Source organism: Paenibacillus sp. Pae15, assembly GCF_024519685.1.
Lineage (GTDB): Bacteria > Bacillota > Bacilli > Paenibacillales > NBRC-103111 > Paenibacillus_G > Paenibacillus_G naphthalenovorans.
This window is the reverse complement of the sequence record NZ_JALJRM010000007.1, coordinates 192,122-203,540: the sequence shown is the minus strand read 5'-3', so window position 1 is coordinate 203,540 and position 11,419 is coordinate 192,122. Positions and strand designations below refer to the sequence as shown.

12 protein-coding genes, 1 rRNA gene and 1 other RNA gene are annotated in these 11,419 nt (G+C 50.0%); all 14 read right to left on the bottom strand.

What is annotated here, in order from left to right:
- Positions 1-132, bottom strand: a 16S ribosomal RNA gene (locus tag NR121_RS08640); the annotation flags it as partial.
- Positions 133-356: 224 nt separating this feature from the next.
- Entirely contained in the window at positions 357-623 is a 267-nt protein-coding gene (locus NR121_RS08635) for a pro-sigmaK processing inhibitor BofA family protein (protein ID WP_054817050.1), read from the bottom strand.
- A complete protein-coding gene (locus NR121_RS08630; RefSeq protein ID WP_062410315.1) occupies positions 620-907 on the bottom strand; it encodes a DUF2508 family protein in 288 nt (95 codons plus the stop codon). Before NR121_RS08630 ends, NR121_RS08635 begins: the two co-directional genes overlap by 4 nt.
- Before the next feature lie 149 nt (positions 908-1,056).
- Positions 1,057-1,656, bottom strand: coding sequence for a recombination mediator RecR (gene recR, locus NR121_RS08625; RefSeq protein ID WP_062410314.1), 600 nt, complete (start codon positions 1,654-1,656; stop codon positions 1,057-1,059).
- A 73-nt stretch (positions 1,657-1,729) separates the two neighbouring features.
- Entirely contained in the window at positions 1,730-2,041 is a 312-nt protein-coding gene (locus tag NR121_RS08620; RefSeq protein WP_062410313.1) for a YbaB/EbfC family nucleoid-associated protein, read from the bottom strand.
- Between the two features lie 28 nt (positions 2,042-2,069).
- Positions 2,070-3,830, bottom strand: a complete 1,761-nt coding sequence (gene dnaX / locus NR121_RS08615; protein ID WP_062410312.1) for a DNA polymerase III subunit gamma/tau — start codon at positions 3,828-3,830, stop codon at positions 2,070-2,072.
- Positions 3,831-3,902: 72 nt separating this feature from the next.
- A complete protein-coding gene (locus NR121_RS08610; RefSeq protein ID WP_062410311.1) occupies positions 3,903-4,964 on the bottom strand; it encodes an ATP-binding protein in 1,062 nt (353 codons plus the stop codon).
- 276 nt (positions 4,965-5,240) lie between these two features.
- An RNA gene (gene ffs, locus NR121_RS08605) (signal recognition particle sRNA large type) lies at positions 5,241-5,504 on the bottom strand.
- A 48-nt stretch (positions 5,505-5,552) separates the two neighbouring features.
- The gene (locus NR121_RS08600; protein ID WP_054817049.1) at positions 5,553-5,948 is read right to left on the bottom strand and encodes a hypothetical protein; all 396 of its coding nucleotides are present in this window, start codon (positions 5,946-5,948) and stop codon (positions 5,553-5,555) included.
- An 87-nt stretch (positions 5,949-6,035) separates the two neighbouring features.
- Complete coding sequence (gene rpmE / locus NR121_RS08595) at positions 6,036-6,233, bottom strand: 50S ribosomal protein L31 (RefSeq protein WP_054817048.1); 198 nt, start codon at positions 6,231-6,233, stop codon at positions 6,036-6,038.
- Positions 6,234-6,315: 82 nt separating this feature from the next.
- Positions 6,316-7,593, bottom strand: coding sequence for a radical SAM family protein (locus NR121_RS08590; RefSeq protein WP_054817047.1), 1,278 nt, complete (start codon positions 7,591-7,593; stop codon positions 6,316-6,318).
- A gap of 12 nt (positions 7,594-7,605) precedes the next feature.
- A complete protein-coding gene (gene rho / locus NR121_RS08585) occupies positions 7,606-8,913 on the bottom strand; it encodes a transcription termination factor Rho (RefSeq protein WP_054817046.1) in 1,308 nt (435 codons plus the stop codon).
- A 91-nt stretch (positions 8,914-9,004) separates the two neighbouring features.
- On the bottom strand, positions 9,005-10,258 hold the full coding sequence (locus tag NR121_RS08580; protein ID WP_054817045.1) for a UDP-N-acetylglucosamine 1-carboxyvinyltransferase: 1,254 nt from the start codon (positions 10,256-10,258) through the stop codon (positions 9,005-9,007).
- Between the two features lie 114 nt (positions 10,259-10,372).
- Positions 10,373-11,227: a class II fructose-1,6-bisphosphate aldolase gene (gene fba / locus NR121_RS08575; protein WP_054817044.1), complete on the bottom strand. Its 855-nt coding sequence runs from the start codon at positions 11,225-11,227 to the stop codon at positions 10,373-10,375.
- Positions 11,228-11,419 lie beyond the last annotated feature (192 nt).

Below are 11,419 nucleotides of genomic sequence, written 5' to 3'. Positions count from 1 at the left end.
GTTGCCTACGTGTTACTCACCCGTCCGCCGCTCCAGGAGGTCTCCCCTAAGGGAGCACCCCTAGCGCTCGACTTGCATGTATTAGGCACGCCGCCAGCGTTCGTCCTGAGCCAGGATCAAACTCTCCATCAAAGAAAATCTGATTAGCTCATACATCTACTACTGGCGAGAATCTCTCGATTCTCTATCTTTACACTCACTCGTTGTTCAGTTTTCAAAGGGCAATTTCTTTCGACAAAATCGATTGAAATCTTTTGTCGTTTGTTGTCACCTATTTAGCGGCGACTTGATTAATATATCATATCGGCCCAATTCAATGCAAGCTTTTTTTTTGCGGAATATTATTTCCGTCTGTCTCACAATACCCACAGCTTCAAAGCGGCAAGAACAGCCAGTCCCGGAAGCCCAAGAATGCTGACCATACCCACAGTTACCGTATTAAGCGGAAGTTCCAGGTGGGTATACGAACTGAACAGATTAACAATATACAACATGATGCAAGCAAAAGCAAGATGCAGGCATATTTTGCCCAGCCACTGAAAAGCAAACCGATTTCTCATCAATAAGAAACCAAGCAACCCGCCGGACAGGAGAAAAACCCCCCACAATATATAAGGCTTCATGAAGACTCCTCCAATACAAAGCTGGACCATACTTCATTCGGTGAGATTCTCATATTTTTGGCTTGCCTGATCAGCATCTCAAACCTTTTTTCGGCAGTCTCCAAAGCAAACACGGCGTAATCGATCTGTTCCTTTTCTATAACGTAATCAAACCGCTTCTGCGCCGTTTCCCATTCCAGATGCGCTTTGCGTATTTCCTGTACAAGCAAAAGCCTATCGTTTTGTATCGCGTCTTCTCTTTTCCTCTCCTTTCTTTTCCACAGTTTCAATATCCACTGCTTCATATCTCCGCCTCCTTGGTTTCTCCAGGTTCGTCCCATACATTACATACATATAAAGAACAGAACCCGAATAGAACCAAAAAAAGCCCTCCCCGGCAACGCGGCTCAATCAGCCGTAACCCGGGCAGGACCTCTTGGAGAAACAATCTATTTCATAGTAATTCCCTGCGCCCTTCAAGCGCTTTGGTTAATGTGACTTCGTCGGCATACTCCAAATCCCCGCCGACCGGCAGACCGTGTGCAATTCGTGTCACTTTCAGCCCAAAGGAACGGACCAGCCGAGACAAGTACATTGCGGTTGCTTCACCTTCAATATTCGGATTCGTGGCCAGAATAAGCTCCTGAACACGCTCATCGCTTAAGCGTTTCAATAAATCGGCAATCCGGATCTCGTCAGGCCCGATGCCTTCCATAGGCGAAATCGCTCCATGAAGAACATGATAATACCCGTTGTACTCTTTCGTCCGCTCCATGGCTACCAAATCTTTGGGCTCCTGCACCACGCAAATCGTTGAGGCGTCGCGGCTCTTGTCCTGACAAATACGGCACGGATCCGTGTCGGTAATATTACAGCAGACCGAACAATAGTGCAGATTCCTTTTGACATTTACGAGTGCTTTGGCAAAATCGATGACATCGTCTTCCTTCATTCGCAGCACATGAAACGCCAGGCGCCCCGCCGTCTTGGGTCCGACGCCCGGAAGCCGGGAGAACGAATCGATCAGCTTGGCTAATGGTTCGGGATAAAACAAGCGATTAGCTCCTCACACGTTAAACTTAGAGGCCTCTTTAGCCTCGCGCGGCTAATGATGATCCGGTCTCCGTTTAGAATAATCCCGGAATGTTAAGACCGCCGGTTAGTTTGGACATTTCTTTACCGGCCGATTCTTCCGCTTTCAGCATGGCGTCATTCGTAGCGGCAAGCACCAAATCCTGCAGCATTTCAACATCGTCCGGGTCCACAGCTTCCGGCTTGATCACAACGGAAGTTACCTTTTTATGTCCGTTGACCGTTACGCTAACCACACCGCCGCCGGCCGTGCCCTCGAACGTTTTGTTCGCCAGCTCTTCCTGGGCCTTCAGCATTTGCTCCTGCATTTTTTTCACTTGCTTCATCATTTGGTTCATATTGTTCATTATGAAATACACTCCTCGCGTTCACATATTAGTCTTCTTTTATTTTTACCAATTCTTCGCCAAACAATTGTATGGCCTCATCAATCCATGCTTCCCTGCCGCCGCCGGATTGTTCATCCTCTGCAACGAGCTGCAGCTCCTCTTTCGGCGCTTCGGCACCCCCAGCCTGATCGGATGCGGCTTTCCAGTCCTTCATCATCACCGTGACAAGCCGGTACGGCTGGCCGAGCACTTCATTCATGACCTGCTCGATCAATTGTTTGTTCGCAGGCTTTTCCGTCGTTTCCCGATGCATGGCGCTTTTGAATGCGACTAACAATCGGCCGTCATGGATGGAAACCGGCTCCCCGTCTACCAGCCAAGCGTGCACGGTAATTTTGAGCTCCTTCACCCGACCGAGCACTTGACTCCACTGCTGCAGCACGCCTCGGAAAGCGGCATCTTCTCTCCCTTGCAGGAAAGCATCCAGCTTTTCGATTTTCTTCACTACAGCCGGCGCAGAGGCTTGTCGGCCAGTGCCGCCTAATCCCGCTCTGCCGCTTGGCGCAGGACTGCCTCCGGCAGGAGCGATTCCCTGTTTCATCAGTTGGGCAAGCTGGTCTTCCAACCGCTGAATGCGGCCCATTAACTGGACAACCAGACCGTCTTGCCGTTCAGGCGCAGCCTGCACAACGGAAGCGGAACCCGAACCCGCGACCGGACCGCCAACCTGAGTACAAAGCTTCATTACGGCCACTTCAAGCAGCGTCTGAGGCTGCACGGAATATTTCATTTCCGTCTGATAATAGTTAAGCGTATCGATCATGGCAATCAGACTTTCGCTTGTAAACCGCTGAGCCACCTCGGAAAACCTCTTCACATCCACGATGCGTTCCGTGACCGCCCCTGACCCCGGCACCATCTTCACCATCAGCAAGTCACGGAAGTAGTAAATCAAGTTTTCCATACACTTGTCCGCACTTTTGCCTTCTTGCATAAAGTCATCGATCAATCGCAGCGCAGCGCCGAAGTCTTTGTCCTGAATGGCGGTAACGAGCTTCTCGAATTGATCGGACGCCATCCCCCCCGTAATGGAAAGCACGTCCTCGTAACTTACCCGCTGTCCGGAAAAAGCGATGATCTGGTCCAACAAACTGAGCGCATCGCGCATGCCTCCATCGGAGAGCCGGGCAATGAATGCCAACGCGTCCTCATCGATCTCTATTTGTTCGTTCGAACAAACCTCGCGAAGACGCTCCACTTGTTCATCAAGCGCTACGCGGCGGAAATCAAACCGCTGACAGCGGGATATAATCGTTGCAGGAATACGATGCGGTTCCGTCGTTGCCAAAATAAACATCACATGGCCGGGCGGTTCTTCCAATGTCTTGAGCAGCGCATTGAAAGCCTCTGTAGTCAGCATATGCACCTCGTCAATGATGTACACCTTTTGACGTACCTCGGTAGGCGCATATTTTACCTTATCGCGAATGTCGCGTATTTCCTCGACCCCGCGGTTGGAAGCCGCATCAATTTCCACGACATCCATTACGGCTCCTTCGGTAATCCGTAGGCAGGCCTCACATTGATTGCAAGGCTCCACTGCCGGACCGTTCTGGCAGTTAACGGCTTTAGCCAATATTTTGGCCGCACTGGTCTTGCCCGTCCCACGGGGACCGCTGAATAAATAAGCGTGACTGAAACGTCCTTCGCGAAGCGAATTTTGTAAGGTTTGGACAATATGCTTCTGGCCTACCATATCCTTAAAGGATTGGGGCCTCCATGTTCGGTATAAGGCGATATGTGCCATCTTGCCCTCTCCAAATGTTCGTTTATTCAGTCCATTATACTACACTTAAGAGCAGGTTTGAAGTTCATAGCCTTACGGGAAAGGAATGCTCACGGTAAACGTGGTTCCGAAGCCTTTGGAGGAAACTCGGATATGCCCCCCTATATCATGGATGATGCGCTGGCAGACGGATAAACCCAGACCCGTTCCTTCCACTTTCGTTGTAAAAAACGGATCGAATATTTTATCCACCACATACATCGGAATTCCGGGACCCGTATCATGGATAATGATATTGACTTTCCGTTCCTCCACATCCGCCTTTTCCGTTATCGTTAAAAAACCTCCATCTCCCATAGCTTCGATTCCGTTCTTGCATATGTTAAGAAACACCTGCTTGAGCATTTCACGATCGGCGACAACCAGAGGAAGGTCGTACATGGCTTCGTACTGTACAACAACCCGGTGCAAAATCGCTTCATTGTTGATGATCGGCAAAATGTCACGCAGCACTTGAGACACATCGACCTTATCGTATGTAACGTTCTTCGGTTTACTCAGCAGCAAAAATTCGTTGACCAGTTCATTAATCCGGTTGATTTCCTGCAGCATCACTTCCGTATAACCGCTTTCCTTCTCCAACCCCTGATCCTGAAGCGTTTTTCGAATAACCTGAAGGAACCCTTTAATGGAAGTTAGCGGATTCCGGATTTCATGCGCGGTACCCGCTGCTATCTGGCCGATCATGGCCAAGCGGTCGCTTCGCTGTACCTGTTCCTCCAGGGAACGAAGATTCGTAACGTCTTTAAAAATGATGTAAGCCCCTACGACCCGGCTTTCCTCATCTCTTAACACATTCGAATCGACAAGCAGCTCGTACCTTTCCTGGTTATTAGTCCATGACAGAGCGTGATTGCGTACGACCATGCCATCCAAAATGCTTCTTTGCACCAGTTGGTGTTCTGCCGGCAAATCAGCAAACACCTGTTCCATTGGCAACTGGAGAACCTGTTCTCTGTCTAAACCGAGTACACGACAGGCCATGTCGCTAATATCAATAAGCTCAAAATCCGTATTGATCAGCATAACTCCCAAATTGACATCTTTTAAGAACGTACCCGCAAATCGCTGGAGCAAATTTAATTCATGCTGCAACGCAATTCTCTCCCCCCTGTTTTTCTCTACGAAAGCCCATCGCACAACGCCGTATGGTTTGTACGTTCTTGCCGGCCCAGTTAACTTTAGTATACAATTCTCCTATTTTTTTCATTTTCCTCCCCTTTTTTAAGAAAACTTCTTACTCGAGCATTCCGGGGAGAAAATAATGAGCGGCCGACGCAAAAAAACACCGAATGGATAAGCCTAAGAGGCTTCCCATACGGTGTATTTCCTTTGTTCACTGTATTTTACTGTACATTAAGAAAAGAAAAACCGTGCACCTACCTTGATATTACGATCCAAGTGGAATTTTTATCATCGACTCAAGTTAGGCCACCCTTCGGCACATGAACCATCCCGCTTACGGCTGCTTCCTTCCGGACCTGACCGGGTTCACGGGCATCCATTGCGAAGGACCCGACTCTCAACACCGACTTTAAAACCCAACCCTCACATCGCAATACCGCGATTAGGCGTTCGACCCCGCTACAGCGGATTGCGGGTTACAGGGCACCGCTACCTCCCCGTCTAGCACGGCATAGATAAGTATAGTCGATCCCATCAAAAATATCAACATGGAGGGAGTTATTTGGCAGAAACGTCAGCATCTATATTGTATCTCGGAGAGGCAGCGGCCAAAACAGCCTGCGCCTCGTGCTTGATCCGGGCAATTTCTTCCGCGCTTGTTCCGGCAGGCACATTGAGCAGTACATGGGCTACAGGCCCATTAAGAGTGATCGTTGTGTTCGTAACCATCGGGAACCGCTCTTTAATAGCAGCCTCCATCACACGAACATCATCGGAGTATGTCCGGTAGGTCTTGCTTAACGGCATGTTAGGATTCACTTCCGTAATCCCCAGCAAACCGTCTTTGCTATGCGTCCTCACTTCCTGCCGAGTATTGGCGGCTCCTCCGCAAGCCGTCGTAACAGAAACCGCCAGCAGCCATACCGCGGCAAGGAAAAAGATTCTTTTCTTCATAAAAAAACACCTCCTGCAGCACTAAGATACGTAATCTTAGAATAGCCACAGGAGGCACGGTTCATGCTGTATAGAATCTGACAAAAATTAAATGCCGTATTTCTTCTTGAATTTATCTACGCGACCGCCGGCATCCACGAATTTCTGCTTACCGGTAAAGAACGGATGGCAAGCGGAGCAAATCTCCACACGGAGGTTTTGCTTGATGGATCCCGTTTCAAACGTATTACCGCATGCGCAAGTAACCGTCGTTTGATAGTATGTCGGATGAATAGCTTCTTTCATTACTCTTTCACCTCTTTTGCCCTGAAACACCATGTGAATCAGAGTTATCTTTTAGCACACATGATCGGATTATACCATGGAGCTATCCGTGTTGCAAGTGTTTCTTACGCATGTCAGCCAGTTCCTGCGGGATATGCGTATAGGAGCCGAGCACGACGCCGGGAAGCTCCTCCCGAAAAATATCCAGCATCTGCTTCATCCCGTAACGCTCACCGCGCGGCTTCGGGATAAGCTCCAAATAGCTTTCCGGATCGATGTTCAAATTCCGCAATTGGATCAGCTTAAGACCGGTTCGGCGAACGAAATCGATCATGGCTTCCATCTCTTCCTCACGATCCGTCACACCCGGGAAAATCAAATAGTTAATCGAAGTGACGACCCCGTGATCCGCCGCATAACGAAGCGATTTTTCCACGTTTTTCAGCGTGTAGCCGCGGGGCTTGTAGTAAGCATTATAATGATCGTCCAGAGCACTGATCGTGCTGACCCTCATCAAATCCAGGCCCGCGTCGACAATACCGCGGATATGGTCCGTCAGGCCGGCATTCGTATTGATGTTAATAAAACCCGTACTCGTTTGGCGCCGGACTTCCCGGATCGCTTCGATAATCATTTTGGCCTGGGTCGACGGTTCGCCTTCGCAACCTTGCCCGAAGCTGATGATGCTCTCCGGAGTCTTAAGATGCTCCAGCATCACCTGTATGATTTCCTCGACGGTAGGCTTGAAGTTCATTCGTGTCTGAGGCGCAGGAAAACCGCTGTCCTCAGGCTGTTCGGAAATACAGCCGAAACAGCCGGCATTACAGGAGAAAGAGACCGGAACAGCGCCTTCCCAACGATTCAGGAACGTGTTCGAAGCCGTTAAACATTCGTATCCGAGCGCACAATTGGATAAGTGCTGATAAAGCCGGTTATCTTTATACTGCCCCAGAATGCGCTGCACTTGCAGTTCCAGCTCGTCCGGGTCACAATTCCGGGGATTCCAACGCTCAGGATCGTCACTCGCCTCGGCCGCTACATAAAACCCGCCGTCCTTCCAAACGACCGCGGTATAGCCGAACAAAGGAAGCACCTTATTCTTATCCGCCTTCACATAACCGGGCAGCAGCAGACGGGTAAAGCCCTGCGGCAGTAAAGCGCCGACGGCCGATACTTCTCCAGGCACGATTTGCATTTCGCCCGTTCGCACGTGGATGCCGATGGGGCGAGTGTCCGGCAAACTGACGAGGGTGGCTCCTTCCGGCAGCGGAATGAGCTCTTCTTCCAGCATCTCCATCACCGTATCGCCGCTGCGTCCAAGACCCGTAAAATCCGGATGATCGTAGACGTTGCCATCACGATCGGCATAAACCAAATTCATGAACCTACCCTCCTACGAGACGGAATGCTTAACCCGCCGGGAAGCACCGCCACTGCCGCCGGATTGAGGACCGCCTCCGTTAGGCTCCAGCGTTTCCAGAAACTCTTGATTTGTTTTTGTTTCGCCAAACCTCTTAAAGAAAGCTTCAATATAATCGTGGGAATCATTCATGCCTTTGCGGATCGCCCACACTTTATCAAGCTCCTCTTTGGTCAGGAGCATCTCTTCGCGGCGCGTTCCGGAGCGGCGAATGTCGATCGCCGGGAAAATCCGACGTTCCGCCAGCTTACGGTCAAGGTGCAGCTCCAAATTACCGGTCCCCTTAAACTCTTCATAGATGACGTCATCCATGCGCGAACCCGTCTCAATAAGCGCAGTAGCGAGAATGGTCAGGCTGCCGCCTTCCTCGATGTTGCGGGCAGCGCCGAAAAAACGCTTCGGGCGGTGGAATGCGCCGGGGTCAATCCCCCCGGAAAGCGTACGTCCTGTCGGCGGAACGACAAGGTTATAGGCGCGAGCCAGACGCGTAATGCTGTCAAGCAGAATGACAACGTCTTTCTTGTGCTCTACCAGCCTCTGGGCGCGCTCGAGCACCAGTTCGGCCACCTTGATATGGTTTTCCGGAACCTCGTCAAACGTAGATGCGATGACTTCGCCTTTTACCGAACGCTGCATATCCGTCACTTCCTCTGGACGCTCGTCAATCAGAAGCACGAACAGCTCTACATCCGGATGATTCGTTGAGATGCTGTTGGCAATTTCTTTAAGCAGCAGCGTTTTTCCTGCTTTCGGAGGAGCAACGATCAATCCCCGCTGTCCAAAACCTACGGGAGTTAACAGATCCATCAATCGGGTAGAAAGTTTGGTAGGGGAGGTTTCCAAGATTAGTCTCTTTTGCGGATAAAGAGGTGTCAACGCCGGGAAGTGAAGGCGTTCCGCCGCTGTTTCCGGATCCTCGCCGTTCACGGCTTCCACGTGCAGCAAACCAAAATACCGTTCGTTCTCTTTGGGAGGCCGGCACTTCCCTGAAACCATGTCGCCGGAGCGAAGATCAAATCTGCGAATCTGAGAAGCGGAAATATAAATATCCTCACTGCTGGGCAAATAGTTGATCGGACGTAGAAATCCGAACCCTTCCTGTAGGACGTCCAGCACGCCCTGCATAAACATCAAGCCGCTTTGCTCGGCCTGAGCACGTAAAATCGCAAAAATAAGTTCCTTTTTTTTCATCTGCCCGTAATACGGAATTTGATGCTTTTTAGCCAGCTTGTATAATTCCGTGAGCTTCAGCGCTTCCAATTGCGCCAGATGCATATCCATACATATCCAACCACCAAACTATTAAATTTTCAAACTTTGCAAATGATCTATTATAGCCATACCCAATTTGAAAGAAAAGTATACCGCTTCTTCATTCGTGCTGCCGCCAAACTTCGGCCCCCAGATTTGATAGATTGGTCACGAGATGATCGTAGCCCCGATCGATATACTCCACGCCGGTGATCTCTGTAATGCCGTCCGGAACGATCAGCCCGGCGATCACAAGCGCTGCTCCTGCGCGAAGATCGGTCGCTTTCACCTTGGCCGCCGTAAGCGGGCCTCCTTCGATAATGGCCGATCGTCCTTCTACTTTAATACGCGCGCCCATGCGATGGAGTTCAGGGATATGCTTGAATCGGTTGCTGTACACATAGTCCGTCAGAATGCTGACACCCTTGGTTTGCGTAAGCAGACTGCTCATAGGAGACTGAAGATCCGTTGCAAAGCCCGGATATACCAGCGCCTTGACATCAACACTTTCATAATCCGTCTGTCCTACGACGCGAATCGATTCGTCCATTTCGTAAATATGCACGCCCATCTCCTGCAATTTGGCCGTAATGGCCTCCAAATGCTTAGGAATGACGTTGTCCACAATGACGTCGCCACGTGTCGCAGCGGCGGCAATCATATAAGTTCCCGCCTGAATCCGGTCCGGAATAATGGAGTGCCTGCAGCCGTAAAGCGCATCCACGCCTTCAATCCGTATCGTCTCGGTCCCTGCGCCTTTGATTTTAGCTCCCATCGAGTTCAAAAGTGTCGCTACGTCTATAATTTCAGGCTCTTTTGCCGCATTTTCAATCGTTGTAACGCCTTTGGCACGCGATGCCGCCAGCATGATATTGATCGTCGCCCCTACGCTGACGACATCCAGATATATTTTGGCTCCGTGCAGTTCCTTTGCCTTGATATGCAGAGCCCCATTTTCGTTCGTAACCGATGCCCCCAATGCTTCAAAGCCTTTGATATGCTGGTCGATTGGCCGCGGTTCAAAATTACAGCCCCCAGGCATGCCGATCGTCGCTTCCCGAAATCGACCCAACAGTGCTCCCATTAAATAATATGATGCTCTAAGTTTTTTAACATTACCGTTAGGCATCGGCCTGGAAATCAGCCGACTTGGATCGATGACCATTCTATCATGATTCCAGTCGACCGTTGCGCCAAGTTCCTCCAGAATCTCCGTATAAATCGCAACGTCACTCAATTCAGGCAAATTGTCAAGCGTTACGGCGGATTCCGATAAAATGGCAGCCGGTATAAGCGCGATCGCGCTATTCTTGGCTCCGCTGATTTGGACCGTTCCCCGCAGCGGGCGCCCGCCGGCAATCATCAGTTTTTCCATTTCGTTGTTTTTCCTCCTACTTCACCACATGTAAGGTGATCAAGCAAATACACTGATAAGGGTAAAAAAACAGAAGGGAAACACACCTAAACCAGTGTATTTCCCGCTGTATCCTTAAGCTTGGTTGGCACTTCCGAACAGCTGGATTTTGGATTTGACCACTTCAACCATGGCCTTGCGAGCAGGAGTGAGGTATTTACGAGGATCGTACACTTTTGCGTCTTTGTTCAGCACTTCGCGGATCGTTTGCGTACAAGCCACCTGATTCTCGGTGTTGACATTGATCTTGCCTACACCTGCAGCAATGGCTTTGCGAATCATCTCATCCGGAACGCCGGAGCCGCCGTGCAGTACAACCGGTACCGGAATCGCGCTCGCCACCTTGTCGATGATGTCAAAGCGGATATTCGGCTCTCCCGCGTACATTCCGTGTGCCGTACCTACGGCAATGGCCAAGCAATCGACACCGGTTTCCTCGTAAAAACGGATCGCTTCTTCCGGTTTAGCCAAAGCAGCGTCAGCCTCATCCACACTGATATCGTCTTCTACACCGCCGATGGTCCCAAGCTCTCCTTCAACGGATACCCCCATCGCATGAGCTGCTTTCACCACTTCTTTGGTCAAACGAATATTTTCCTCAAATGAATAGTGCGAACCATCAAACATAACGGAGCTGAAGCCTGCACGGATACATTTCATGGCTACTTCAAAGCTGCTGCCGTGATCCAAATGCAGCGCGATGGGAAGTCCCGATTTCTTCGCTGCAGCTTCAGCCAATGCCACTGTATATTCGATCCCCATATATTTCAGGGCGCCTTCGGAAACGCCAAAAATGAAAGGCGATTTTAATTCTTCAGCCGCCTCCGTAATCGCTTGAGCGAATTCCAGATTATTCATGTTAAACTGGCCTACGGCAAATTTATTTGCCTTGGCTTTAGGTAAAAATTCATTCATGGAAACAAGTGGCATAGTATTTCTCTCCTTCTAAGTATAATTTGAACTTTCCGGCTTGTATACCGTTCTAAAGTCATACTGGCCCATTATACCATACAAATGGACAAACGAGAATCCCGTGACCCGGCTCCCTCAGCGTATGAACGGTATGAAAACGGGAACAAACGCAGTGATATCAGCAATAGGCCATACGATGATCGGCATACG

Coding starts and splice junctions, on each gene's coding strand:
- NR121_RS08620 (WP_062410313.1), bottom strand. CDS start 2,041: ATGAACAATATGAACCAAATGATGAAGCAAGTGAAAAAAATGCAGGAG.
- NR121_RS08600 (WP_054817049.1), bottom strand. CDS start 5,948: ATGAAGAAAAGAATCTTTTTCCTTGCCGCGGTATGGCTGCTGGCGGTT.
- fba (WP_054817044.1), bottom strand. CDS start 11,227: ATGCCACTTGTTTCCATGAATGAATTTTTACCTAAAGCCAAGGCAAAT.
- NR121_RS08635 (WP_054817050.1), bottom strand. CDS start 623: ATGAAGCCTTATATATTGTGGGGGGTTTTTCTCCTGTCCGGCGGGTTG.
- rho (WP_054817046.1), bottom strand. CDS start 8,913: ATGGATATGCATCTGGCGCAATTGGAAGCGCTGAAGCTCACGGAATTA.
- dnaX (WP_062410312.1), bottom strand. CDS start 3,830: ATGGCACATATCGCCTTATACCGAACATGGAGGCCCCAATCCTTTAAG.
- NR121_RS08580 (WP_054817045.1), bottom strand. CDS start 10,258: ATGGAAAAACTGATGATTGCCGGCGGGCGCCCGCTGCGGGGAACGGTC.
- rpmE (WP_054817048.1), bottom strand. CDS start 6,233: ATGAAAGAAGCTATTCATCCGACATACTATCAAACGACGGTTACTTGC.
- NR121_RS08630 (WP_062410315.1), bottom strand. CDS start 907: ATGAAGCAGTGGATATTGAAACTGTGGAAAAGAAAGGAGAGGAAAAGA.
- NR121_RS08590 (WP_054817047.1), bottom strand. CDS start 7,593: ATGAATTTGGTTTATGCCGATCGTGATGGCAACGTCTACGATCATCCG.